We start from the raw sequence: 23,678 nt of genomic DNA on the forward strand, positions 1-23,678 counted from the left end.
CCGCCTTCCAACCCAGATACGGAACCCTCTCCGGGGCAAGACCATGATAGATAAAGTCACTTTCCGAGAAGCGATGGCGGGCCTGGGCGCCGCCGTCAATGTCATCACCACCGATGGCGCGAGCGGCTTGTCCGGGTGTACGGCCTCGGCCGTATGCGGCGTCACCGATGACCCGCCGACGCTGCTGGTCTGCATCAACCGCTCCAGCCGCAACAACGCGACCATGCGCGAGAACGGGCGGCTTTGCGTCAACGTGCTGGCGGCCGACCAGCGCGAGGTCGCCATGCGCTTCTCCGCCAAGGATCTCTCCATTGAAGAGCGGTTCGCCAGCGCCGAATGGGATCGCCTGGCTACCGGCGCGCCGGTGCTGCGCGGCGCCGTCAGCGCGCTCGACTGCAAGATCGCCTCGGTCACCGAGGTCGGCACCCACACGGTGTTCTTCTGCCAGATCACGGCGGCGCTGACCAGCACGGAACGCGACGGGCTGATCTATTTCGCCCGCGACTTCCACCGCGTCGGCCTGCCGGCATCCAGCATCGCGGCCGCGGCATGAGCAGGCCGTCATCCTGGGCTGCGGGCGGCGCGGAACCAGCGCCGGGAAAGCGCAAGGGACGGGGCAAGACCGCGTCCCTGTGCATCCTGCTGCTGGCCGAGGTGGCCGCCATGGGCGTCTGGTTTTCGTCGAGCAGCGCTGTCGCGCTGATCAAGCAGACCCACGTCATCGCGCCGTTCGACGAGGCGCTGTTGACCAGCGCCGTGCAGCTCGGTTTCGTCGCAGGCACCGTCATTTCCGCGCTGCTGTCGCTGGCGGACCGTTACGACCTGCGCCGCCTCTTCGCAGGTTCCGCGCTGGTGGCCGCGCTTGCCACGGGCGCACTCGCCATGCTGCCGCCCACCGGCGCGGCCGTGGTGGCGCTGCGCGTCATTACAGGCATGTGCATGGCGGGCGTCTACCCGGTCGGCATGCGGCTCGCGGCGACCTGGGCGCAGGGCGACCTGGGGCTGCTCATCGGGCTGCTGGTCGGGGCGCTGACGCTCGGCTCGGCCAGCCCGCACCTGCTGGCTGGGCTGGAAGGGCTGGACTGGCGCGCGATCTACGGCGTGGCTGCCGCGTGCGCCGCCCTGGCCGCCGCGGCGATCGGCCTGGCCGGCATCGGCCCGAACTTCAAGCGCGCCACGCGCATCGATTTTTCCAAGGTGGCCGAGGCTTGGCGCCGGCCGTCGGTGAGGCTCGCCAACCTGGGCTATCTCGGGCACATGTGGGAGCTGTACGCCATGTGGGCGTGGCTGGCGCTGTTCCTGCAGCAGACGTTCGCCGAGCGCGGCATGGCCGAGGCGCGCTCGCGAGCCGAGTGGCTCACCTTCGGCGTCATCGCCTTCGGGGCGCTGGGCGCATGGTTCGGCGGCTGGTTGGCGGACCGGGTCGGGCGCACCGCCGTCACCATCGGCGCCATGGCGGTCAGCGCCTCGTGCGCGGCCCTGATCGGTTGGATAGCCAGCGCTCCCACGGCGGTGCTGGTCGCGGTCGCCTTCGTCTGGGGATTTTCGGTAATCGCGGATTCGGCCCAGTTTTCGGCGAGCGTGGCGGAACTGGCCGAGCCCTCGTCGGTGGGCACGCTGCTGACCGCGCAGACCTGCGCCGGCTTCCTGCTGACACTGGTCAGCATCCATCTGGTGCCGGACGTGGTCGCCCAGCTGGGATGGCGCGGCGGCTTCGGCTTGCTGGCCATCGGGCCGGCCCTGGGCTGCCTGGCCATGTGGCGGTTGCGCCGCCATCCCGACGCGGCGCGCCTGGCCGGCGGCCGGCGCTAGCGATCCCCCCTTTCTTCATCACCCGCATCAGGACCCGCAATGACCTCCTATCCGGAAATCCGCATGCTGATCGGCGGCCAATGGCGCGCCGCGCTCGGCTTGCCTGTCATCAACCCCTCGACCGAGGCGACAATCGGCACGGTGCCGGTGGCAAGCCTGGCCGACCTCGACGATGCCCTCGCCGCCGCCGCGCAAGGTCAGCAAGCCTGGCGGCGCATGCCGCCGACGCAGCGCGCGGAAATCATGCTGCGCGCCATCGACCTGCTGGCGGGGCGGGTCGAGCCCATCGCCGCCGCCATCGCGATGGAACAAGGCAAGACGCTGGCCCAGGCGCGCGCCGAAGTGCTGCGCGGCTGCGACCTGATGCGCTGGGACGCCAACGAAGGCAAGCGCCTGTATGGCCGCGTGATTCCCGCCGAACCGGGCATGCGCCACACGGTGGTGCGCGAGCCGGTCGGCGTGGTTGCCGCCTTCACGCCGTGGAATTTTCCGCTGAGTTCTCCGGCCCGCAAGGTCGGCGGGGCCTTGGCCGCAGGCTGCGCGATCATCCTGAAGGCGGCCGAGGAAACCCCGGCCGGCGCGATGCTGCTGGCCCAGGCGTTCCAGGACGCGGGCCTGCCGCCGGGTGTCCTGAACCTGGTGTTCGGCGATCCCGCCATGATCTCCGCCCACCTGATTGCCAGCCCGGTGGTGCGGGCCATTACCTTCACGGGCTCGACGCCGGTTGGCAAGCATCTGGCAGGACTGGCGGCGCAGCAGATGAAGCCCGCCATCCTTGAACTGGGCGGCCACGCGCCGGTGATCGTCTGCGACGACGCCGATCCGGAAGCTGCCGCCATGGCCTGCGTCCGGGGCAAACTGAACAACGCAGGCCAGGTGTGCGTGGCGCCCACGCGCTTCTATGTGCAGCGCCAGGTCTATGAGCCCTTTGTCCAGGCTTTCGCGCGCCATGGCGGCGCCATCCGGGTCGGCCATGCCATGGAAGGCGGCAGCGACATCGGCCCCGTGGCCAACAGCCGGCGGCTTGACGCGCTGGGCGAGCTGGTGCGGGACGCGCTGGACCAGGGCGCGCGCCTCTTGTGCGGCGGCGAGCGCGCGCCGGGCCCGGGCTATCTGTTTCCCTTTACCGCGCTGGCCGACGTGCCGTCCACGGCGCGCGCCATGCATGAAGAGCCTTTCGGCCCGCTGTGCCTGATCGCGCAGGTCGACAGCCTGGACGAGGCCATCGGGCGCGCCAATGGCCTGCCGTATGGCCTGGCCGGCTATGCCTTCACGCGATCCGCGGCCAATGCCTGCCGGCTGGGCGACGAACTGGAAGTCGGCAACCTTGCCATCAATCACCTGGTCTCGGCGGTGTCGGAAACGCCGTTCGGCGGCGTCAAGGAAAGCGGCTACGGCCGCGAAGGCGGCGTCGAGGGCCTGGAGTGCTACACGCATGTCAAGAGCATCTCGCATCTGATGAGCTGGGCTTCCTAGGCCATGCCATCGCCGGTGCCTGGCCGGTCTGGCCGCACCGGATTCCGTGACGGGTATCGACAGAACGGCGCCATTGAGAGCGCTGCGGGGGTACTCGTCTTTTCTTCGCTGAAAGGAGACAAACCATGCGCCTTGTTCGCGCGCTCGCAGTGCTGCCGTTGGCCGCCGTCCTGGTGGGGCCGTTCTTCCTCAACCGGGTCACCCCGTTCCTGCTCGGCATGCCTTTCCTGCTGGGATGGCTGGCGCTTGCGCTGGTCGTCACCTCCATCGTGATGCGCATTATCTATGTCTCCGACAGCAGGTCGGCGGAGCCCTCGAACGAAGCCGGCAGCACCGGAGGAAAGGCATGAACACCGCACTGATATTCATCTTCGGCGCCATGGCGCTGGCGCTCGGGCTTGGCTTGCGCGCCCGGCGCGGCAAGGACATGAGCCTGGAGCAGTGGGCGGTGGGCGGGCGCAGCTTCGGCACCGCCATCGTGTTCCTGCTGATGGCCGGCGAGATCTACACCACCTTCGTGTTCCTGGGCGGCAGCGGCTACGCCTACGGGCACGGCGGCCCGGCCTACTACATGCTTGGCTACGGCAGCTTGTGCTATGTGCTTTCGTACTGGCTGCTGCCGCCGATCTGGCGCTACGCCAAGGAGCGCGGCCTGATCTCGCAGCCCGACTTCTTCGCCGCCAAGTACCGCAGCCCGGCGCTGGGCGTGCTGGTGGCCGTGGTGGGATTCATTGCGCTGATGCCATACCTGGTGCTGCAGCTCAAGGGGCTGGGCATCATCGTCAGTGTGGCTTCGTACTCCGCGCTGTCGGCCACGCAGGGATTGTGGATCGGCGCCGTGGTGGTGGCGCTGTACGTGGCGCTGTCCGGCGTGCATGGCTCGGCCTGGAACTCGGTGGTCAAGGACATCCTGGTGATGTCGGTGGCGATCTTCCTCGGCCTGTACCTGCCGTATCACTACTATGGCGGCATCGGGGAGATGTTCGCGGCCATCGAGAAAGCCAAGCCTGGATTTCTTGCCTTGCCCAGCGTGGGCGAGAGCCCCGTCTGGCTGGTCTCCACCGTGCTGCTGTCCACCCTGGGCTTCTACATGTGGCCGCACATGTTCATGGCGACGTACACCGCCAAGCGCGAGGACGTGCTGCGCAAGAATGCCTACGTATTGCCGATCTACCAGCTGATGCTGCTGTTCATCTTCTTCGTCGGCTTTGCGGCGGTGCTGCAGGTGCCCGGGCTCGAAGGCAGCGACATCGACCTGGCGCTCTTCAAGATCTCGCTGCAGACCTTCGATCCATGGTTCATCGGCGTCATCGGCGCGGCCGGCGTGCTGACCGCGCTGGTGCCCGGCTCGATGATCCTGATGACGGCGTCCACGCTGCTCGCCAACAACGTCTACCGGACGTTCCGGCCGCAAACCGACGATGCCCATATTGCCCGCGTGGCGAAATGGCTGGTGCCGTGCGTGATGCTGGTGGCGATAGCGTTCGCGCTGCAAGGGGGCAAGACCATCGTGTCGCTGCTGCTGATGGCCTATGCCTTCGTCACGCAGCTGTTCCCGGTGCTGGTGGCCAGCCTGCTGCGCAATAACCCGGTGACCAAGGCCGCCGCGTTCGCCAGCATCACCGTGGGGGTGGCGACGGTGGCCTGGGTGTCCTTGACCAAGTCCTCGGTCGCCGCGCTGTTTCCGTTCCTGCCCGACGCGCTCAAGGACCTGAACGTCGGCATCGTGGCGCTGACCTTGAACCTGATCACGCTGGCGCTGGTGACGATGCTGACCCGCAAGGCGGCGGATGCGCGCGACGTGGCGGTCCGCGCGTCCTGAGCCTGGTCTCTTGCCCTGATAAAAAAAGGCTGTTCGCGCAGCGGCTGGCCCGGCGCGGGCTGTTTGGAAGGAATATCCGAAGGCCCGCGCCGGGGCCAGGCGCCGTATCGCCCGGCCTTCAGCCCGCCTTCAACCTCGAAGGCACTTCCTCCACATCGCTGCACACCGCCAGCACTTCCGCCGGTTTTCTGCTCAGCGACAGATACACATGCCCGATGCTGCTGTCGAAATACGCGGACTCCAGCCGGCCGAGCACGACGCTGTCGCCATTCTCGAACTGGATGCGGACCTTGCCCGACAGCACCACGACGAATTCCTGGCCCGGGTGCCGGATGTAATCTTCGAACTCCACCACCTTGCGCGAATCGATCAGGGCGACCATCGGCAGCATCTTCTTGCCGGGGTATTCGCCCATCAGCAGGCGGTAGTGATAGTTCTCGGTGATGTAGTCGCGCGCGTCGCTCAGCTTGTTCTTGACGAAGGTGGGGGCGACCGCGGCCTGGGAGGCATCGCGCAGCATGAACATGCGCGTCATGTCGATGTCCAGCGCGCGCGCCAGCGCGGCGAACTTCTCGTAGCTCAGGGCGATCTGCCCGAGCTCGGCCTTCGATAGCGTCGATACCGCGATGCCGCTGGCCTGGGACAGCGCCTGCAGGGTCATCTTCCTGGCCTTGCGCTCGGCGCGCAGGCGAGCGCCCATTTCTTCCTTGCCCACGATTTCGGGCGGGGATGTATTGCCGGATAGGGCCATGTAGCGGTCTGGCATCAAGGGGTTGAGGTTGGGGGCAGGGCCCGCAAGCCCCGCCGCGTCTACGCCGGATTGTAAGGGGTGGCCCGGCTCAGGTCATGCGGCTCCGGTTGAGCACCCGGCCGGCATGCTGGCCGGTGAAGGCCTGGTCTTCCCAGACCGGGGCGCCGTTGACGTAGACCGAGTGGATGCCGGCGGCGCGTTCGGTGGGGCGCTCGAAGGTGGCGGCATCGGCCACCGTGGCGGGGTCGAAAACAGCAAGGTCGGCGAAGTAGCCGGGCTGCACCTGGCCGCGTCCGGCCAGGCCGAACTTGGCGGCGGTCAGGCCCGTCATCTTCCAGACGGCCGTCTCCAGGGGGAACAGGCCCAGATCGCGCGAGTAGTGGCCCAGCACGCGGGGGAAGGTGCCCCACAGCCGGGGATGGGGGCGTTCGTCGTGGGGCAGGCCGTCCGAGCCGATCATGGTGGGGCCGAAACTCAGGATGCGCTGGACGTCGGGCTCGTCCATCATGAAATAGATGGCGCCCGCCGGTTGCAGCTCCTGCACCACGTCGTACTTGGATTTGCCGCGTTCGGCGGCGACTTCGTCCAGGTCGCGTCCGCTCAGTTCGGGGTAGGGCTTGCACCAGGTGATGATCGTGCGGCCGGCCAGCAGGACGCGGTCCTGCTTGAGCATGGTGGAGCCCGCCACGTAGGGGTAGGCGTCCAGCGAGACGTCTTGCTTCGCCATGGCGGCTTCGATCAGGGGCAGCGTTTCGGCGGAGCGTCCGAAGTTGGGCTGGCCCATCACCTTGTGGTGGGAGATCACCACGGGCACGTCCAGTTCGCGGCCGATGCGGAAGGTCTCTTCCAGCGCCTGGACGATGTGCTCGCCTTCGTCGCGCATGTGCGTGGCGTAGATGCCGCCGTGGGTGTTGAGCGGCCGGCAGACCTCGATGATCTCTTCCGTGGTGGCGCGGGCGGCGGGCGGGTAGAAGGCGCCGGTCGAGATGCCGATGGCGCCGCTGGCCAGGGCCTCGTCGGCCAGCGACCGCATGGCCTGGACTTCGTCGGCGGTGGCTTCGCGCTGCAGGTCGGGCATGACGGCCGCGCGCAGCGTGGAGTGGCCCACCATGCAGGCGGCGTTGACGGCGGCGGGCGTGGCGCGCAGCGCGCCCAGGTAGTCGGAGAAGCGTTCAAACCGGTAGGAGCCGCCTTCGTCCAGCAGGTCCAGCGGCGCGGGCGGGCTGGCGTGGGCCAGCGGCGCCAGGCTGATGCCGCAGTTGCCGGTGACCACCGTGGTGACGCCCTGCGAGATCTTGGGCGTCATGTGGCGGTGCTTGAGCAGGTAGTTATCGTCGTGCGTGTGCGAGTCGATGAAGCCGGGCGCCACGACCTTGCCGGACACGTCGATCCGGCGGCGGGCGGCGCTGGCCGAGAGGTCGCCCACGGCGGCGATGCGGTCGCCGCGCACGCCCACGTCGGCGCGCTGGCCAGGGGTGTTGGCGCCGTCGATGACGGTGCCGCCGGCAAGTATGTAGTCAAACGGGGTGGCGTCGGGCTGGGACATGCGGATCTCCGGCTAAAGGGGCTCAGGCAAAGTGGCAGGCAACCTGCTGTTCGGGGGCGACCTGGCGGGGCACAGGGGCTTCTTCGGCGCAGCGCGGCTGCGCCATCGGGCAGCGGGTGCGGAACGCGCAGCCCGACGGCGGCGACAAGGGGCTGGGGATCTCGCCCTTCAGCACCTCGACAGGCGCGCGCTCGCCGTGGCGGGCGGAGGGCACGGCGGCCAGCAGGGCGCGGGTATAGGGGTGGGCCGGGCGGTCGAAGATGGCGTCGCGGGTGCCGGTTTCGACGATCTTGCCCAGGTACATCACGGCCACGCGGTGGCTGATATGGCGCACCACGCTCAGGTCATGGGAGATGAACACGTAGGTCAGGCCCAGGTCGCGCTGCAGGTCCATCAGCAGGTTGATGACCTGCGCCTGGACGGAGACATCCAGCGCCGACACCGGCTCGTCGCAAACGATCAGGCCGGGGTCCAGCGCCAGCGCGCGCGCGATGACGATGCGCTGGCGCTGTCCGCCGGAGAACTCGTGGGGGTAGCGGTCGGCGGCGTCGGGGCGCAGGCTGACGCGGGCCAGCAGCTGGGCGACGCGTTCGCGGATGGCGGCGCGGTCATGGCCGAAGTTGCGCAGCGGCTCGCCGATGATGTCGCGCACGCGCATGCGCGGGTTCATGGAAGAGAACGGGTCCTGGAAGATGAACTGCATGCGCCGGCGCATGGCGCGCAGCTGGCTGCCGTTCATCTTCGCCAGGTCCTGGCCTTCGAGCAGGATGCGCCCCTCGGTGGGGTCGGCGAGCCGGATCAGGCATTTGCCGGTGGTGGATTTTCCACAGCCGGATTCGCCCACCAGGCTCAGCGTCTGGCCGCGCGGAACGGACAGGGAAATGCCGTCGACCGCGCGCAGCACCTTTGCGCCGCGCCCGCTGTCCACGGGGAAGTGCTTTTTCAGGCCGATGACTTCCAGCATGGGAACGGCGGCGGGCGCGGCGCCAGCCGGCGCCGCGGACGAAAGAGGGATGTCATGCAGGTTCATGGCGGATCTCACGCGGTCATTGCGCTGGGCGCGGGCTCGGACTGGCGCGCCCAGCACCAGACGCGGTGGCGGCTGCCGGCGTCGATGGCGGGCGGCGCCTCCGCGGTGCAGCGCGGCAGCGCCTGCGGGCAGCGCGCGGCGAAGGCGCAGCCGCGCGATTCGGGCGTCATCACCGGCACGATGCCGGGCAGCTCGGCCAGCCGCGCCGTGTGATCCTGGCCATCGACGAAGTCCGGCAGCGAGCGGATCAGCGCCTGGGTATAGGGATGCTGCGGACGGTCCAGCACGTCGTCCACGCTGCCTTCTTCCACCTTGCGGCCCGCGTACATCACGATGACGCGCTGGCACATCTGCGCGACCACGCCCAGGTCGTGGGTGATCAGCACGATGGCGGTGCCCAGCCGCGCCTGGATGTCGCGCAGCAGGTGCAGGATCTGCGCCTGGATGGTGACGTCCAGCGCCGTGGTGGGTTCGTCGGCGATCAGGACCTTGGGCTGGCACGCCAACGCCATGGCGATCATGGCGCGCTGGCGCATGCCGCCAGAGAGCTGATAGGGATACTCGCGCACGCGCCGCGCCGGGTCGGAGATCTGCACCAGCTCTAGCAGCGCCTCGGCCTGCGCCATGGCCTCGCGGCGCGACAGGCCCTGGTGCAGCATGAGCGATTCGCTGATCTGCTTGCCCACCGTGATCACGGGGTTCAAGGAAGTCATGGGCTCCTGGAAGATCATCGAGATCTGGTTGCCGCGGATGGCGCGCATGGCCTTCTCGGGAAGCGCCAGCAGGTCGCGCCCGTCGAATTCGATGCTGCCGCCCGCGACGCGCCCCGGGGCGCGCAGCAGGCGCATGATGGACAGGGACGTGACGCTCTTGCCGCAGCCGGATTCGCCGACCAGGCCCAGGGTTTCGCCGGGCAGCAGGTCGAACGACAGCTTGTCGACGGCCACGACGGTCGTGTCGTCTCCGTCGAAACAGGTGGTCAGGTCGTGCACGCGCAAGACAGGATTGGGTTGCATGGGCGCTCCTACAGCTTTTTGGCCAGGCGGGGATCGAGCATGTCGCGCAGCCCGTCGCCCACCAGATTGACGGCCAGCACGGCCACGCCCAGGAACAGGCCGGGGTACAGGATGATGTGGAACGCCACGGCCACGAAGTTGCGGCCTTCGGCCATGATGTTGCCCCAGCTCGGGATCTGCGGCGGAATGCCCACGCCCAGGAAGCTCAGCACGGCTTCGGTCAGGATGGCCGACGCGGCGATGAAGGTGGCTTGCACCATCAGGGGCGCGAACAGGTTGGGCAGGATGTGGCGCAGCAGTATCGAGGGCACGCGCGTGCCCACCGACACGGCCGCCTCGATATAGGGCTGTTCGCGGATGGTCAGCACCAGGGCGCGCACCAGGCGGACCACGCGCGGCACCTCGGGGATGACGATGGCGACGATCACAGTGCCCAGGCCGCCCTTCAGCGTGGCCATCAGGGCGATCGCCAGCAGCACGCCGGGGATGGCCATCAGGCCGTCCATGATGCGCATGATGAAGGCGTCGACTCGCCGGAAGTAGCCGGCCAGCATGCCCAGCACCACGCCGGCCACGGTCGAGACGACCGCCACCACGATGCCGACCAGGAGCGACACGCGCGCGCCCCAGAGCGTGCGCGAATAGACGTCGCGGCCCAGCGCGTCGGTGCCGAAGAAATGTTCGGCCGACGGCGGCTTCATGCGGGCCATGGGGTTGATGTCCTGCGGGTCGACGGTGGCGAGCCAGGGGGCGGCCAGCGCAATCGCCGCAAGCAGAAGCAGGATGGCGCCGCCCGCATACAGCATGGGATGGCGGCGCAGCGACCGGAAGGCGCGGCGCAGGCGCGGGCGGGGTACGGGAAGCGGCAGGGTGGTCGTAGTCATGCGTTGCCCTTCTCAGTAGCGGATGCGCGGATCGAAGAGCCGGTAGCTCAGGTCGACCAGCAGGTTGATCAGCACGTAGATGCCGGAGGCCACCAGCAGCACGCCCTGGATCACGGGATAGTCGTGGCGCAGCACGGCGTCGATGGTCAGGCGGCCCAGGCCGGGAATGGCGAACACGGTTTCCGTGACCACCACGCCGCCAATCAGCAGCGCCACGCCCACGCCGATGGTGGTGACGATCGGGTTGGCCGCGTTCTTAAGCGCATGCCACACGATGGGGCCCGCCGACAGGCCCTTGGCGCGCGCGGTGCGGATGTAGTCCTCGGACAGGGCCTCCAGCATGGTGGCGCGCGTCATGCGGGTCAGCAGCGCCATGTACACCAGGCCCAGCGACAGGCAGGGCAGCACCAGGTGGCGCAGGTAGGGCACCAGCCCGTCCGCCATCGGCTTGTAGCCCTGCACGGGCAGCCAGCCCAGCTTGATGGAAAAACCGTAGACCAGGCAGTAGCCGATCAGGAACACCGGCACCGAGAACGCGCAGACCGCGCCGATCATCACCAGCCGGTCCAGCCAGCGCCCGGCGTTCCACGCGGCCAGCACGCCCAGCGGCACCGCCGCCAGCACGGCGAACAGCATCGTGAAGGCGGCGATCGACAGCGTCGGCCCCATGCGCTGGCCGATCAGCTGCGATACCGGCATCTGCGTGGACATCGAGGTGCCCAGGTCGCCGACGGCGATGTGGCTGAGCCAGATGCCGAACTGTTGCAGCAGCGGCTTGTCCAGCCCCAGGTTCTGCCGGATTTTCTCGACGTCGTCGGCGGTGGCGTTGTCGCCCGCGATCACCGCCGCCGGATCGCCCGGCGACAGGTGTATCAGCAGGAACACCACGACCGCCACGACGGCCATGACAGGAATGACGGCCGCGATGCGGCGCAGGATGTATTTCACGCTGGATTTCCCCCGGCTTGTGGCCGGGCGCGCGCGGCGCCCGGCGTCTGCCTTACGGCTTTTCGATGTTCCACATCACCGGGATCCCGGCCTTGACCAGCTCGGTGTGCGTCAGGCCGCGGACCGCGAAGACGGGCTTGAATTCGCCCCACATCACGTACGGCACGGTCTGGTAGGCGCGCGCCTGCATCTGCGCGGCGATGTCCTTGCGCTTGGCGGGTTCGGTCTCGCGGATCCAGCTGGTGCGCAGCGTGTCCAGCTCCTTGTCGCAGGGCCATCCCGGCAGGCTGTTTCCGCAAGCGGCCGACATCCAGGGATTGGTCACCGGCGTGCTGGCGTCGTAGTAGCCGCCCCAGGTCAGGAAGATGTTCCAGCCGCCTTTTTCGGGCGCGTCCTTCTTCAGCCGGCGGCCCGCCAGCGAAGCCCAGTCCATCGACTGCACGTCCACATTCAGGCCGGCCTTCTTCATGTTCTGCGCCAGCACCATCACGGCGGGCGCGCTCAGGTGGTCGGTCGGATACAGCAGCACCACCTTCTCGCCCTTGTAGCCGGCTTCCTGGAACAGCTGCTTGGCGCGCGCCGGGTCCGGCTTGGCGTAGGGGGCGGCGCCCGCATCGGTGGCCAGGGGCGAACCGCAGATGAACATGGTGGCGCAGTAGTCGACGCGGTATTTCTCCGGGTAGCCCATGGCCGACAGCATTTCCTTCTGGCTCACCAGGTGGTAGAGCGCCTGGCGGGCCAGGGGGTTGTTGAACGGCGGGTGCAGCGCGTTGACGATGACCATGCCCTGCGAGGCGACCGAGGTGCTGAGCGTGATGTCGGGGTTGCTTTCCACGACGGGCAGGAAGTCCGGCGTGATCTGCTCGATCATGTCGACCTCGCCGTTCATCAGCGCCGCGGTGGCGGTGTTGCCGTCGGGGATGTACAGCCACTCCACGCGGTCCACCTTCACGTTCTTGCCGCCGGCCAGCCCGTCGGCCGGTTCGGCGCGGGGCACGTAGGCCGGGTTCTTCACATAGACGACCTTGTTGCCGGGCACCCATTCGTCGCGCTTGAACAGGAACGGGCCGGAGCCGACCATCTCGGTGACCTGCGTGTTCGGGTCCGTCATGGCCAGGCGCTTGGGCATGATGAACGGCGGCATGCCGGAGGGCTTGGACAAGGCGTCCAGCACCAGGCCGAAGGGCTCCTTGAGTGTCAGCGTGAAGGCGTTGTCCCCGGTGGCGGCGAATTCGGCGCCCGCCGCCATCATGGCCTGTCCCAGCGTGTCCTTCTTTGCCCAGCGCTGCAGCGAGGCGATGCAGTCCTCGGCCGTCACCGGCGTGCCGTCGTTGAACTTCAGGCCGGGGCGCAGGGTGAAGGTCCAGGTCTTGCCGTCGTCGGACGTGGTCCAGGCGTCCACCATCTGGGGCTTGACCTGCCCCTTGCTGTCTTGGGAGAACAGGGTGTCGAACACCATGTAGCCGTGGTTGCGCGTGATGTAGGCCGTGTTGAACAGCGGGTCCAGCGTCTTCAGGTCCGCGTGCGGCACCATGCGCAAGGTCTTGGATTGCGCGAGCGCGCCCGTGGCGGCGGTCATGGCCAGCAGCGCGGCGGCTCCCAGCAAACTGAAACGTCTGATCATTGTTATCCCCTTAGTCATTCTGGATGCCCGGCATGGGCGGCAATGGATGTCGCCTCAGGCCTTGAACGGCCATTTGGGCAATTTGCGCTTGGTGAAAGGCAGCGCGTTGACGTCCTGCGTGATGGCGCCCGGCGTCTCGACGTAGATGACGTGGCGGCCCACCTTCGAATACGAGGCGTAGAAGTGCTGCGACGACTTCACGATGATGAGCTTCATCGCCTGCAGGTCCACGCCGAACTGCGTGAACAGGTCCGTGTCCATGGCCTGGGTGCGCGAGGATGTCATGACGATGGTCACGCCGCGTGTGCGCACGACGGCCACGTCGCCCAGCAGCGCGGGCGTGCCGGCCAGCCCCGTCATGACGGCGTCGCGCTTGAGCGCCAGGATTTCGCAGTCCAGGTCCAGCGGCTGGCCGGACACGGGCGCCACCTTGCCGCCCACGCGCAGCTTGATCTGCGCGCCTGCGCCCGCTTCAAAACAGAGCTGGACGGCTACCGGGTCCCAGAAGGGGCCGGTGGCGACGTCGGCGATGCCGCGCGCCAGCACGCGTTCCAGGATGAAGGTGGCGTCGCTGGGCGCGCCGCCGCCCGCGTTGTCGGCGGAGTCCGCCAGCACCACGGGGAATTCCTTTTGTGCCAAGGCCTGGTCCAGCGCCTCGTCGGCGCCGGGGTAGGGCGGCGCGAGCTGGTCGCGAAAGCCGATGATCTCTTCGCCCAGGGCGCGCGCCAGCGCGTCGGCCTGGCGCTGGTCGCCGTCGGTGTAGACCAATACCTTGGAACCCATGTCCGGCGTGTCGCCCCAGGGAAAGCCATGCGCGATGGAGACCGACAGCACGCCTTCCTTGCCTTCCATGGCCATCAGGCGGTCCACGAAGCTGCGCATGGGTTCGCGGCTGGTGTGCATGATGGAGATCATCTCGCAGTCGTAGACCGCGCGCGCGGGCTGGGTGCGACCCTCGGCGCGGGCCACGCACAGGTCCACCAGATCGTAGGCGCGGTCGAGGATGTCGGTGTGGGGGTATTCCTTGAAACAGACCAGGAAGTCGGCGCTGTCCACCATGGCGTCCGTCAAATGGCAGTGCGGATCCAGCTCGGCGCCGATGACGGCGCCCGGGCCGACGATCTCGCGGGCGCGGCGCAGCAGGTCGCCTTCGCAGTCGTCGTAGCCGTCGGCCACCATGGCGCCATGCAGGCCGAACAGGGCGATGTCTACCTTGCCGGCGCGGCGCAGGTCTTCAAGCAGCTCGTCGCGCAGCGTTTCGTAGGCGTGGCGGGTGGTGGTACCTGCCGGCGTCGCGCCCGCCGTCATGCCTTCGACCAGCGTCCAGTTCTTGCCCACGGCGCGCTGGCGCGCGGCCCACAGCGGCCCGGAGAACATCTGCATGCGGTCCGGGTGCTGGCCGGCGGGGTAATAGCCGCGGGCCCGGTACGCGGACAGGCCGGTCGGGATGGGAGAAAAAGTGTTGGTCTCGGTCGCCAGGGACCCGGAGAAAATTTTCATGGTGTGCCGCTCCGCGCAAGAAGGTGGACAAGGTGCGCGGGCATCGTGGCGCGCGCGAGGGGGGTGCCGCCCCGCCAGGCGCCGGGCCTGGCGGTGTCATGCAATCAAATGGATGCGGCGTCAGGCTTCCGATGTCGGGCCGGGGACAAAGCCCGTGGCTTGGGCGGCGCCCAGCCAGGCCTGTACCTCGATTTCCACGTCCACATCCATGGCCAGCTTGGCCTCGACGGTCGAGCGCGACGGAAAGTCCGTCGCGAAATGGCTGCGATAGGCCTCGTTGAACTGGGCAAACAGGGTCAGGTCCGACAGCCATACCGTCACGCGCACCACGTCCTTCAGGGTCGCGCCCGTCAGGGCCAGCGTTTCCTTGATCCGTTCGATGGCGGCATGGGTCTGGGCGGCGATATCGCCGCGAACGACCTGTCCGCCGGCATCCATCGGGATCTGCCCCGACAGAAAGAGAAAGCCGCCCGCCTGGGTGGCGCGCGAGAACGGCAGGGGCAGGGAACTGGGATAGCGGGTGATGGCGGTCATGTCGGGCTCTCGGTGGTCGGGGATAAGGGTCAGCGCAGGCGCTCGGGACGCACCGCGTCGGCGTTGACGCCGTGCGCGTGCAGATGGGCGGGAACGGGCTGATGCGTCAGCAGCGCGGCGGCAAGTTCGGAGGTGGCCGCCGCGGTCTGGATGCCGTAGCCGCCTTGCGCCGCCAGCCAGAAGAAGGCCGGGGCATCGGCATCCCATCCCACGACGAAGTCGCCGTCGCGCACGAACGAGCGCAAGCCCGCCCAGGTGTGCTTGGGGCGGCGGATCGTAAGCGAGGTGGCGGATTCGATGCGGTAGATGCCGGTTGCGACATCCAGCTCTTCGGGCACGACGTCGTGCGCGGCGACCGGGTCGGCGTTGGCGGGCGAGCCCAGCAACTGGCCGGCGTCGGGCTTGAAGTAATAGCTTTCGTCCACCCCGACCACGGCGGGCCAGTGGGCGAAATCCACGTCCTGCGGCCCCGGGAACGTGAAGGCCGTGCGGCGGCAGGGCTGCAGGCCGATGGGGGCGGCGTCGCACAGGGCGGCGGTGTGATCGGCCCAGGCGCCGGCGGCGTTGACCAGCACGCGTGCCCGGATGGCGCGGCCGTCGGCCAGCGTCAGCATCCAGACCTGGTCCGCATAGGCGGCGGACACCAGCTCGGCGTTGTTGTGCAGCACCGCGCCCTGCTTGCTCATGCCGCGCAGGAACCCCTGGTGCAGCGCATGCACGTCGATATCGCGCGCGTCCGGCTCTTCGATCGCGCCGCAAAGCTGATCGGCGCGCAGGCACGGCACGCGTGCAACCGCCTGTTCGGCGTCGATCAGCGTCACGTTGGGGGACTGGCGGTGGAAATCCTCGAAGACCTCCTGCAGCAGGCCTTTCTGCTCAGGCGTGGCGATGTACAGCACGCCGCGCGGGCTGAGGAGCGGGTGTTCGCTGAAGCCCTGCGGCGGGTGCTCGTAAAAGGCGCGGCTGGCGCGGGTAAGCGCCTTGATCTGCGCCGTGCCGTAGGTTTCCATGAACATGGCCGCGGAGCGGCCCGTCGAGTGATAACCCGGTTGGGGCTCGCGTTCCAGCACCGCCACGGACGCCGTGGCGCTCAGGCGGTAGGCCACGGATGCGCCGGCGATGCCGGCGCCGATCACGGCGTAATCGTATAGGGATTCAGCTGTCATTTTGTCGGAAGCGAGAATTCTCTTATTTGATAATTCTCGAATACGATAGTTTTTTGACGGCCGCGCAGTAATAGGGGATTGCCCTGATGGCGGGCGCCAGGGCGTTCAACCGCGAAGAAAAGCCCGCTGGGATCCGATCTCAGCGGGCGCGGTGCTTCGTCGGGCAATCGGACGGGGGGCGGCTCCGGCTATCCCAGTTTTCCCAGCAGCCCGATCAATTGCCGCCGCTCGGCCGCGCTCAGCTTCGTGCTCATCCGGGCGTCGTGCTGCTGCACTGCCTGCGTGATGGCGGCCAGCGCCGCTTCTCCCGCCGCCGTCATGGCCAGCGCATACGCGCGCTTGTCGCGTTCCGCCTCCAGCCTTTCCACATATCCCAAGTCCTGAAGCTGATTGACGATCTGCACGGCGCCCGAGCGCGCGATGCCCAGGATGCGCGCCAGGTCGGCGAGCTTCATGCCGGCGTTGGCGGCGATCAGCGTCAGCGCCGAATAGCGCTGGGGCGTGATGTCCCAGGGCGCCAGCGCCGACAGGAAGTCTTCGTAGATCAGGATCTGCGCGCGCCGGATGGCGTAACCCACCAGGTCGTCCAGCGCGCCGTACTGGATGCCCGGAACATGCGGGTCGAAATGTTCGCCGCGCGCAGCGGGGCGGCGGGGGCGTTGGGAGGAGGCTCTGGACATGGGGGATCGCGGCTCAAGGGCCTCAACACTAAAGCAGACCTGGTCGCCGCGCCACCGGATTACGGGAAATCCCCGGTGCGAATCGGCCTTCAGTTTTGTTATGTTGCATAACAAATAAAACCAGGAGTGGACATGCAAATCGTCATCGCCGGCGCCGGCATCGGCGGGCTGACGCTCGCGCTGATGCTGCATCGGCGCGGCATCGCCTGCCGCGTATACGAAAGCGCGCAAGAACTGCGTCCCTTGGGCGTGGGCATCAACCTGCTGCCGCACGCCGTGAGCGAACTGGAGCAGCTGGGTCTCATGCCCGCCCTGGACGAACGCGCCATCGAAACGTCGCAACTGCACTACTACAACAAGTTCGGGCAGCCCATCTGGCGCGAGCCGCGCGGTCTCGAAGCGGGTTATCCGTTGCCGCAGTACTCGGTGCATCGCGGCGAATTCCAGATGTTGCTCGCCCAAGCCGTGCGCGAGCAGCTCGGGCAGGACGCGATCGTCACCGGCATGGTCCTGGAGTTCGCCGAACAGGACGCCTCGGGCGTGTCGGCGCAGTTCCGCCGCCGCGCGGACGGTGCGCTGCAGTCCGTGCGCGGCGACATCGTGGTGGGCGCCGACGGCATTCATTCGGCGCTGCGCCGCCAGTTGCATCCCGCGGGCGATGAGCCCCGCTTCTCCGGCCGCATGCTGTGGCGCGCGGTGACCGAGGCGCCGCCGTACCTGGACGGGCGCAGCATGTTCATGGCCGGCCATCAGGACCAGAAGTTCGTCTGCTACCCGATCTCGGAGCCGCTGCGACGCGAAGGGAGGTCGCTGATCAACTGGATTGCCGAGCTGTCCGTGCCGGGCGCCGAATTGCCCGCCACCGATTGGAACCGCCAGGTCGACAAGTCGGTCTTTGCCGGCCGTTTCGCGGACTGGCGCTGGGACTGGATCGACATTCCCGCCATCATCGACGGCGCTCGGGCGATCTACGAATTTCCGCTGGTGGACCGCGATCCCTTGCCCCGCTGGACGCGTGGCCGCGTCACCTTGCTGGGAGACGCCGCGCACCCGATGTACCCCATCGGCTCCAACGGTTCGGCGCAGGCGATTCTTGACGCGCGCTGCCTGGCCGACTGGCTGGGCCAAGCAGCGCAGGGCAAGGCGCGCTCGCCGGAGATTGCCCTCTTGGAATACGAAGCCGAGCGCCTGCCGCGCACGGCGGGCATTGTTCTGCGCAACCGCCTGAACGGCCCGGAGCAGGTCATGCAGATGGCCGAAGAGCGCGCGCCCTCGGGTTTTGCCGACATCAACGATGTCATCGCGCCGCAGGAACTGGCGGCGGTGTCGCTGCGCTACAAGCAACTGGCGGGCTTTGATCCCGCCGCCTTGCGGCTAAGCCGCGGAGAAATTCGATGAGCTATGCCGATGCGTTGAACGACCCTCTGGCGCCCCGGCTTGAGCACGTGGCCACCGTGGTGGTCGACGTGGGCGCGCCGCAGGAAGTGGGCGATACGCCGCAAGGCCGCCGCCGCGTCATCCCGATCACTGGCGGCACGGTGGACGGGCCGCGCCTGCGCGGCAAGGTGTTGCCGGGCGGGGCGGACTTCCAGGTGATCCGGTCGGCGACCTTTACCGACATCCACGCGCGTTACGTCATCGAGACCCCGGAAGGCGAGCGCGTCTATGTGGAAAACACCGGCATACGCACGGGGCGCGCCGACGACATCGCCCGCCTGGCGCGCGGCGAGGCCGTGGACCCCGCCCGCATCTACTTCCGCAGCTATCCGCGCTTTGAAACCGCGTCGCCCGCGCTGGGCTGGATGAACGAGAGCCTCTTCATCGGCACCGGCGCGCGCTATCCCGACCGCGTGGAGCTGCGCTTCTACCGCATTTGCTGAACCCGCGGCATCCGCCGCGGCATTGACACACAAAATCAGGAGACAACCATGCAATCGATGCTGCGCCGCCTGTTGAGCGGCTTTCTGCTGTGCCTGCCGCTTACGGCGGTGGCGCAGTTTCCCAATGGCCCGGTGCGCCTGAACGTGGGATTTCCGCCGGGAACCGGCCCGGACATCGTGGCCCGGACCTTGTCCCAGCACATGGGGCCCTTGCTGGGCGAAAGCGTGGTTGTGGAAAACAAGGTGGGCGCAGGCGGGCAGATCGCCGCCCAGGCGGTTGCGCGCAGCCCCGCGGACGGGCAGACCCTGCTCTTGGGAGAAGTCGGCTCGATCAGCATTTCGCCGGCCACCTACCGCAACCTGAATTACGACCCGCCACGGGACTTCGCGCCCATTTCCGAAGTGGTGCGGGCCGACTTCGTGCTGGTGGTCCCGGCCAGTTCGCCGCATCAGGACCTGGCCTCGTTCGTCGACGGCGCGAAGAAGGCGCCGGACCGCGTGAACTTCGCCACCTTCGGCGCAGGCACGCCCGGCCACTTCGGCGCCGAACTCTTCGCCCGCGAGGCCGGGCTGAAGATCGAGGCCATCCACTACCGCTCCACCGGCGACGCCGTGTCGGGGCTGGTGTCCGGCGGGGTCCAGGCCGCGTTCGTGACGACGGCGCTGGCGGCGCCGCAGGTGCAGGGCGGCAAGCTGCGCGCCCTGGCCACCACGGGCGCACAGCGCTCGTCGGCACTGGCCGGCGTGCCCACCTTTGCGGAAGGCGGGCTGCCTGCGGTCAACTTCGGCGCCTGGTTCGCGCTGTTTGCGCCGGCCGGCACGCCGGATGCGGTGCTTGCGCGCCTGCAGGCCGACAGCGCGGCGGCGCTGCGTCAACCCGCGGCCGTGCGCACGCTGGGCGAAGCCGGGTTTGTGGTGGTGGGCTCCGACCGGCAGGCGCTGCAAGCCCTGCTGACGACGGAAACCAAACGCTGGAGCGAAGTCGTGAAGGCGACGGGCTTCCGGGCGGACTGACGCTCGGCTTTCCACCACCATGGCGCGCCTGCCCCCGCGCCATGGCGTGGCCCCTTATTCACCTCATGAATGGAACAGTTTGTTCCAGGCTGAATGCGGGTGAACGGGTGTTCGTGTCACGGGTCAGCCAGTAGAATTCCTTTCCATAGTCCCTCTATCTACTAGTCGAAAGGTCATATTCTCATGAGCAACGCTTACCTCGAGGCACTCAAGAAGCGCCGCACCCAATACTCGCTGGGCCGCAACCTGTCGGCTTCCAAAGAGGAATTGGCGACCCTGATCCAGGACGCGATCAAGCACAGCCCTTCGTCGTTCAATTCACAAAGCTCGCGCGCCGTGATCCTGTTCGGCGCCGAAAGCGAAAAGCTCTGGAATCTGGCGATCGAGGAAGTGCGCAAGGTGGCGCCCGCCGAGGGCTTTGACAAGACCGAAGCCAAGCTCAAGAGCTTTGCCGCCGGCGTGGGCACGATCCTGTTCTTCGAAGACCAGGACGTGGTGCGCAGCCTGCAGGAAAAGTTTGCCCTGTACGCCGACAATTTCCCGGTGTGGTCGGAGCAATCGGGCGGCATGGCCCAGCTGTCGACCTGGACCGCCCTGGCCAACGCCGGCGTCGGCGCCAGCCTGCAGCACTACAACCCGCTGATCGACGCCGCCGTGGCGCGCGAGTGGAACATTCCCGCCTACTGGAAGCTGCGCGCACAGATGCCGTTCGGCTCGAACGAAGCCGGCTTCGGCGACAAGCCCTTCATGGACGACGCCGAGCGTTTCCGCGTGGTCGGCTGATGTCCGGGGCGCCGCTGAGCGCCCGGCATGACAGCGGTGTTCAAACCCGCATTTCCCGATGGAGAAATGCGGGTTTGCTGTTTTTGGGGGGCGGGTGTTTTTGTTCGGACTGGTGGCCCCGCCGTTCGGCGGATGGTGTTCTTTTGGGACGGCGGATGGCGCTATATTCAAGCGAGCCCCCCAACCAGAGGAGTCATCATGCAGACCAATGAAATTCATCGCGGCCGCCTGATCGATCACATCCAGCTGGTCGTGCGCGACCTGCCGGCCAGCCAACGGTTTTATCAAGCGGTGTTCGATGTCCTGAAGGTGCCCATGGGCGGCACCGGAGACGGGTATTTCTGGGCCGACGAATTGTTCGTGTCCACGGCCGACAACGAGGCCGCGCAGGGCGAGTTGACCGGGCGCCATCACCTGGCGTTCCAGGCGCAGGACCAGGCCATGGTCGACGCCTTCCACAAGGCGGCGCTGGCCCATGGCGGCACGGACAACGGGGCGCCGGGATTCCGGGAGTATCACCCCGGCTACTACGGCGCTTTCGTGCTGGATCCGGACGGCAACAACATCGAAGCCGTGTTCCACGGCGAAGCCGAGCGCAGCGCGCCGTCGGTCAAGGTGACGTTCTGACGGGGATTCCGCGTGCAACTGCGCCACCTGCGGTACTTCGTGAAGATCGTGGAGGCGGGCAGTTTCTCCCGTGCGGCGACGCTCATCCCGGTGGCGCAGCCGGCGCTCAGTCAGCAGATCGCCGCGCTGGAAGAGGAACTGGGCGTGGTGCTGCTGCACCGCAGCGCCCGCGGGGTGCGTCCCACGGCGGCGGGCGCCGCCTTCTACGCGGAAGCCGCCTCCATCCTGAGCCAATTGGAGCGGATTCCGCAGATCGTCCGGTCGCTGGGCGGTGAAATGCAAGGCGTGGTGCGCATCGGCATGTCTTCCACGCTGGCCTCCTTCCTGGCCGGCGAATTGATGGAGGCCTGCAAGGCGACGCTGCCCAAGATCAGCCTGCGCTTTAGCAGCGGCGCCAGCGGCCAGCTGGGCTCGCGCATCCGCGACAGTTCGCTGGATCTGGCCCTGGTGTTCGAGGACGAACCGTTTACGGGCTTTCTGCGCCAGCCGCTGTTCCGGCAGCGGCTTTTTGTCGTCAGCCCCAGGAAGGCGGGGCGGCGGCCATCCGGGATACGTTTCGAACAACTGGCGGACATGCCGCTGATCCTGCCCGCGCATCCCAACATCACGCGCACCATGCTCGACCGATTGTTTGCCCAGGCCGGCATCGTTCCGCAGATCGTGGCCGAGACCGAGGTGTTTTCAGGGATGCTGTCGGCCGTGCAGGCGGGCATCGGCAACACCATCCTGCCGCTGGGCGATTTCTCGGGCGTGCCGGGCTATGCCGCGATCTGGGCGGTGCTGATCGAGCCGCCGGTATATCTGACGGCCAGCGTTCTCGCGTCCAGCGAGGTGCCGCTCACTCCCCCGGCCGAGGCGGTGCGAGGGTTGCTGAGCGAATTCGTGCGGCAGCACGTGGAGGAAAAAGGCCTGGCCGGCGCCGAGCCGATCGGGTCCTGACTCACGGCCGATCAGTCGTAGCGGCGCCCTATGCCCGCATATCAACATAGTATTTTTCCACCCTCGTCAACAGGCGGAAGCTTCACTCCCACGCAGGAACGGCCACATCGGCAGCCTGCACGACAAGGAGAGTGAAGAAGGCAAGGCCGATTTATCGCGTGGTTTCCGCTTGCGGCGCGCTGGGGTATGGCCACCGCGCTGCAAGATCAACACCCGCGCAACGCCGCAGGGGCGCTTGCAGGATATCCCCGTAAAAGACCGCAAGACCGCCCGGGCGTGGTTCCGGGGCATGTGGTCGAACGAGGAAACCACCTGCGACATGCGCTCGGTGGATAAAGACTGATACATTGGCGGCCTTGCAGGCGCGCGGGAAGCATAGTCAGCCGGCGGCCTGGTCCGAGTAGCGTTTTTTTCCTTGCGATAGAACAGAACCAATGCTGAAAACAAAACTAACGGCTTTTGGAACATGCGTGGCAATGTCCCTGGGAGGCATGTCCATCGCCCTGGCGCAGGCGCCCGCGCAGCAGCAAGCGGCTGAACAGCCCGAGCGCTATGGTCCGTTCCTGTTCTTCCCTAGCGCGCCCAGCCTGCTGATGTACCACTCGGCTGTCGGCGCCAACGACATGCTCAACCTGAAAAAGGCGCTGCGCGAGCATCCCACCATCTCCACCGTCATCCTTCAGAACAATGGCGGCGGGCTGGTGCATATCGGGCTGGTGGTGGCGGAAGAAATCTATGAGCGCGGCCTGAATACCTACATTCCGAAGGACAGCTATTGCGCTTCCGCCTGCTCGTTTGTGTTCTTTGCAGGCCGCCAGCGCGTCGCAGACGGCCGCCTGGGCGTGCATCAGATCTCCGCGCCGGAACTGACAGGCGAACAGGCCCAGTTTGGCGTGTCGGATATCGTCGCGACATTGCCGAAATACGGAGTCTCGGCCGACGTGCTGGGCATCATGTTCAGCACGCCGTCCAAGGAAATGTACTTTTTCTCGCCACAAGAAATCGCGAAGTACGGCATCAACCGTGCCGGCAACGTGCAGACGGCGCGCAATGAACCTCAGCAAGGCGGCATGGGAGGCGGTCAGCGCCAGGCGCCCGCGGCAGCCACCGCGCCTTCGCAGGCGCAAGCATTGCCGCCCCAGGGGGGAGCGCAGCCCGCCCCGGCGGCGCCTGCCGCGGCGCCGGCCAATCCCTACATGAAGAAGGAAACCGCGCCTGCCGCCATTTCCGACGAGCAGAAGGCGATCAATGCGGCCGCCCTGATGATCCAGGCGGGCAGCGGCAGCAACGAAGAAGCCATGAACTTCACGCGCGAGTTCTACGCGGACAACGTCGACTACTTCAAGAAAAAGCGCCCCAAGTCGGAGATCCTGGCGGACAAGGAGGCGTATTTCGCCCGTTGGCCCATCCGCCGCTTTGTCGTGGATCAAAGCACGCTCAAGTCCCAATGCAAGGACCAGATGTGCATGGTCGTCGGCATCTACGACTACAAGGTGTCCAGCCCCGAGCGCGGCAAGACTGCAACCGGCACGTCGAACTTCACCTATGTGCTGGACCTGCGCAACCGCTACCGCATCGTGATGGAAGACAGCGAAGTCATCAGCCGTTGAGCCCGCCCCGGCCGGGTATTGGATAAAAGAAGAATC

At 67.4% G+C, this 23,678-nt stretch carries 23 protein-coding genes; 12 read left to right on the forward strand and 11 right to left on the reverse strand.

Translation table 11 applies throughout. The annotated features are described in order from the left end of the window. Window positions 1–43: 43 nt before the first annotated feature. The 5 genes from ACFWP0_RS27965 (at window position 44) to ACFWP0_RS27985 (ending at window position 5,110) form a co-directional block, all read left to right on the forward strand. Window positions 44–553: a flavin reductase gene (locus ACFWP0_RS27965; RefSeq protein ID WP_377847809.1), complete on the forward strand. Its 510-nt coding sequence runs from the start codon at window positions 44–46 to the stop codon at window positions 551–553. Then, window positions 550–1,812 (forward strand): MFS transporter, encoded by a 1,263-nt coding sequence (locus tag ACFWP0_RS27970; protein WP_377847811.1) that lies wholly within the window; start codon window positions 550–552, stop codon window positions 1,810–1,812. The genes ACFWP0_RS27965 and ACFWP0_RS27970 overlap by 4 nt, the downstream gene beginning before the upstream one ends. A gap of 39 nt (window positions 1,813–1,851) precedes the next feature. Beyond that, entirely contained in the window at window positions 1,852–3,288 is a 1,437-nt protein-coding gene (locus tag ACFWP0_RS27975) for an NAD-dependent succinate-semialdehyde dehydrogenase (protein ID WP_377847813.1), read from the forward strand. 125 nt (window positions 3,289–3,413) lie between these two features. Then, on the forward strand, window positions 3,414–3,638 hold the full coding sequence (locus ACFWP0_RS27980; RefSeq protein ID WP_377847815.1) for a DUF3311 domain-containing protein: 225 nt from the start codon (window positions 3,414–3,416) through the stop codon (window positions 3,636–3,638). Beyond that, entirely contained in the window at window positions 3,635–5,110 is a 1,476-nt protein-coding gene (locus ACFWP0_RS27985; RefSeq protein WP_377847817.1) for a sodium:solute symporter, read from the forward strand. Before ACFWP0_RS27980 ends, ACFWP0_RS27985 begins: the two co-directional genes overlap by 4 nt. 118 nt (window positions 5,111–5,228) lie before the next feature. Here ACFWP0_RS27985 and ACFWP0_RS27990 read toward each other — a convergent pair whose 3' ends face one another. The 11 genes from ACFWP0_RS27990 to ACFWP0_RS28040 form a co-directional block, all read right to left on the reverse strand. Continuing rightward, window positions 5,229–5,876, reverse strand: a complete 648-nt coding sequence (locus ACFWP0_RS27990) for a helix-turn-helix domain-containing protein (RefSeq protein WP_377847819.1) — start codon at window positions 5,874–5,876, stop codon at window positions 5,229–5,231. 73 nt (window positions 5,877–5,949) lie between these two features. Continuing rightward, window positions 5,950–7,407: an amidohydrolase family protein gene (locus tag ACFWP0_RS27995; RefSeq protein WP_377847820.1), complete on the reverse strand. Its 1,458-nt coding sequence runs from the start codon at window positions 7,405–7,407 to the stop codon at window positions 5,950–5,952. 22 nt (window positions 7,408–7,429) lie between these two features. Further along, window positions 7,430–8,437 (reverse strand): ABC transporter ATP-binding protein, encoded by a 1,008-nt coding sequence (locus ACFWP0_RS28000; protein WP_377847822.1) that lies wholly within the window; start codon window positions 8,435–8,437, stop codon window positions 7,430–7,432. An 8-nt stretch (window positions 8,438–8,445) separates the two neighbouring features. After that, entirely contained in the window at window positions 8,446–9,453 is a 1,008-nt protein-coding gene (locus ACFWP0_RS28005; RefSeq protein ID WP_377847824.1) for an ABC transporter ATP-binding protein, read from the reverse strand. 8 nt (window positions 9,454–9,461) lie between these two features. Further along, window positions 9,462–10,337: an ABC transporter permease gene (locus tag ACFWP0_RS28010; RefSeq protein WP_377847825.1), complete on the reverse strand. Its 876-nt coding sequence runs from the start codon at window positions 10,335–10,337 to the stop codon at window positions 9,462–9,464. Window positions 10,338–10,349: 12 nt separating this feature from the next. After that, the gene (locus ACFWP0_RS28015; protein ID WP_377847827.1) at window positions 10,350–11,285 is read right to left on the reverse strand and encodes an ABC transporter permease; all 936 of its coding nucleotides are present in this window, start codon (window positions 11,283–11,285) and stop codon (window positions 10,350–10,352) included. A gap of 52 nt (window positions 11,286–11,337) precedes the next feature. Next, the gene (locus ACFWP0_RS28020; protein WP_377847829.1) at window positions 11,338–12,909 is read right to left on the reverse strand and encodes an ABC transporter substrate-binding protein; all 1,572 of its coding nucleotides are present in this window, start codon (window positions 12,907–12,909) and stop codon (window positions 11,338–11,340) included. A gap of 54 nt (window positions 12,910–12,963) precedes the next feature. Beyond that, entirely contained in the window at window positions 12,964–14,409 is a 1,446-nt protein-coding gene (locus tag ACFWP0_RS28025) for a M81 family metallopeptidase (protein ID WP_377847831.1), read from the reverse strand. A 120-nt stretch (window positions 14,410–14,529) separates the two neighbouring features. Beyond that, window positions 14,530–14,943: a RidA family protein gene (locus ACFWP0_RS28030; RefSeq protein WP_377847832.1), complete on the reverse strand. Its 414-nt coding sequence runs from the start codon at window positions 14,941–14,943 to the stop codon at window positions 14,530–14,532. Window positions 14,944–14,972: 29 nt separating this feature from the next. Beyond that, window positions 14,973–16,109, reverse strand: coding sequence for an NAD(P)/FAD-dependent oxidoreductase (locus ACFWP0_RS28035; protein WP_377847834.1), 1,137 nt, complete (start codon window positions 16,107–16,109; stop codon window positions 14,973–14,975). A gap of 188 nt (window positions 16,110–16,297) precedes the next feature. Continuing rightward, window positions 16,298–16,789, reverse strand: coding sequence for a MarR family winged helix-turn-helix transcriptional regulator (locus tag ACFWP0_RS28040; protein WP_377847836.1), 492 nt, complete (start codon window positions 16,787–16,789; stop codon window positions 16,298–16,300). A 132-nt stretch (window positions 16,790–16,921) separates the two neighbouring features. Between ACFWP0_RS28040 and ACFWP0_RS28045 the strand changes: the two genes are divergently transcribed. The 7 genes from ACFWP0_RS28045 to ACFWP0_RS28075 all read left to right on the forward strand — a co-directional run bounded on the left by ACFWP0_RS28045 (window position 16,922) and on the right by ACFWP0_RS28075 (window position 23,642). Beyond that, window positions 16,922–18,187, forward strand: coding sequence for a flavin-dependent oxidoreductase (locus ACFWP0_RS28045; RefSeq protein ID WP_377847838.1), 1,266 nt, complete (start codon window positions 16,922–16,924; stop codon window positions 18,185–18,187). Next, window positions 18,184–18,669, forward strand: coding sequence for a DUF3237 domain-containing protein (locus ACFWP0_RS28050; RefSeq protein WP_377847840.1), 486 nt, complete (start codon window positions 18,184–18,186; stop codon window positions 18,667–18,669). The genes ACFWP0_RS28045 and ACFWP0_RS28050 overlap by 4 nt, the downstream gene beginning before the upstream one ends. Window positions 18,670–18,717: 48 nt before the next feature. Next, on the forward strand, window positions 18,718–19,683 hold the full coding sequence (locus tag ACFWP0_RS28055; protein ID WP_377847842.1) for a Bug family tripartite tricarboxylate transporter substrate binding protein: 966 nt from the start codon (window positions 18,718–18,720) through the stop codon (window positions 19,681–19,683). 183 nt (window positions 19,684–19,866) lie between these two features. After that, complete coding sequence (locus tag ACFWP0_RS28060; RefSeq protein ID WP_377847844.1) at window positions 19,867–20,466, forward strand: nitroreductase family protein; 600 nt, start codon at window positions 19,867–19,869, stop codon at window positions 20,464–20,466. 198 nt (window positions 20,467–20,664) lie between these two features. After that, window positions 20,665–21,093, forward strand: coding sequence for a VOC family protein (locus ACFWP0_RS28065; RefSeq protein ID WP_377847845.1), 429 nt, complete (start codon window positions 20,665–20,667; stop codon window positions 21,091–21,093). A 12-nt stretch (window positions 21,094–21,105) separates the two neighbouring features. Further along, a complete protein-coding gene (locus ACFWP0_RS28070) occupies window positions 21,106–22,032 on the forward strand; it encodes a LysR substrate-binding domain-containing protein (protein ID WP_377847847.1) in 927 nt (308 codons plus the stop codon). 476 nt (window positions 22,033–22,508) lie between these two features. After that, window positions 22,509–23,642, forward strand: a complete 1,134-nt coding sequence (locus ACFWP0_RS28075) for a hypothetical protein (protein ID WP_377847868.1) — start codon at window positions 22,509–22,511, stop codon at window positions 23,640–23,642. Window positions 23,643–23,678: the final 36 nt, after the last annotated feature.

Source organism: Achromobacter sp. NPDC058515, from assembly GCF_042721735.1.
Lineage (GTDB): Bacteria > Pseudomonadota > Gammaproteobacteria > Burkholderiales > Burkholderiaceae_B > Achromobacter.

Bases quoted from the DNA above. Each gene is read 5' to 3' on its own strand.
- ACFWP0_RS28075 (WP_377847868.1), top strand. From the start codon at position 22,509: ATGTCCCTGGGAGGCATGTCCATCGCCCTGGCGCAGGCGCCCGCGCAG.
- ACFWP0_RS27965 (WP_377847809.1), top strand. From the start codon at position 44: ATGATAGATAAAGTCACTTTCCGAGAAGCGATGGCGGGCCTGGGCGCC.
- ACFWP0_RS28055 (WP_377847842.1), top strand. From the start codon at position 18,718: ATGCAATCGATGCTGCGCCGCCTGTTGAGCGGCTTTCTGCTGTGCCTG.
- ACFWP0_RS28025 (WP_377847831.1), bottom strand. From the start codon at position 14,409: ATGAAAATTTTCTCCGGGTCCCTGGCGACCGAGACCAACACTTTTTCT.
- ACFWP0_RS27975 (WP_377847813.1), top strand. From the start codon at position 1,852: ATGACCTCCTATCCGGAAATCCGCATGCTGATCGGCGGCCAATGGCGC.
- ACFWP0_RS27990 (WP_377847819.1), bottom strand. From the start codon at position 5,876: ATGCCAGACCGCTACATGGCCCTATCCGGCAATACATCCCCGCCCGAA.
- ACFWP0_RS27995 (WP_377847820.1), bottom strand. From the start codon at position 7,407: ATGTCCCAGCCCGACGCCACCCCGTTTGACTACATACTTGCCGGCGGC.
- ACFWP0_RS28020 (WP_377847829.1), bottom strand. From the start codon at position 12,909: ATGATCAGACGTTTCAGTTTGCTGGGAGCCGCCGCGCTGCTGGCCATG.
- ACFWP0_RS28010 (WP_377847825.1), bottom strand. From the start codon at position 10,337: ATGACTACGACCACCCTGCCGCTTCCCGTACCCCGCCCGCGCCTGCGC.
- ACFWP0_RS28060 (WP_377847844.1), top strand. From the start codon at position 19,867: ATGAGCAACGCTTACCTCGAGGCACTCAAGAAGCGCCGCACCCAATAC.
- ACFWP0_RS28035 (WP_377847834.1), bottom strand. From the start codon at position 16,109: ATGACAGCTGAATCCCTATACGATTACGCCGTGATCGGCGCCGGCATC.
- ACFWP0_RS28005 (WP_377847824.1), bottom strand. From the start codon at position 9,453: ATGCAACCCAATCCTGTCTTGCGCGTGCACGACCTGACCACCTGTTTC.
- ACFWP0_RS28045 (WP_377847838.1), top strand. From the start codon at position 16,922: ATGCAAATCGTCATCGCCGGCGCCGGCATCGGCGGGCTGACGCTCGCG.
- ACFWP0_RS27985 (WP_377847817.1), top strand. From the start codon at position 3,635: ATGAACACCGCACTGATATTCATCTTCGGCGCCATGGCGCTGGCGCTC.
- ACFWP0_RS28000 (WP_377847822.1), bottom strand. From the start codon at position 8,437: ATGAACCTGCATGACATCCCTCTTTCGTCCGCGGCGCCGGCTGGCGCC.
- ACFWP0_RS28030 (WP_377847832.1), bottom strand. From the start codon at position 14,943: ATGACCGCCATCACCCGCTATCCCAGTTCCCTGCCCCTGCCGTTCTCG.
- ACFWP0_RS28065 (WP_377847845.1), top strand. From the start codon at position 20,665: ATGCAGACCAATGAAATTCATCGCGGCCGCCTGATCGATCACATCCAG.
- ACFWP0_RS27970 (WP_377847811.1), top strand. From the start codon at position 550: ATGAGCAGGCCGTCATCCTGGGCTGCGGGCGGCGCGGAACCAGCGCCG.
- ACFWP0_RS28050 (WP_377847840.1), top strand. From the start codon at position 18,184: ATGAGCTATGCCGATGCGTTGAACGACCCTCTGGCGCCCCGGCTTGAG.
- ACFWP0_RS28040 (WP_377847836.1), bottom strand. From the start codon at position 16,789: ATGTCCAGAGCCTCCTCCCAACGCCCCCGCCGCCCCGCTGCGCGCGGC.
- ACFWP0_RS27980 (WP_377847815.1), top strand. From the start codon at position 3,414: ATGCGCCTTGTTCGCGCGCTCGCAGTGCTGCCGTTGGCCGCCGTCCTG.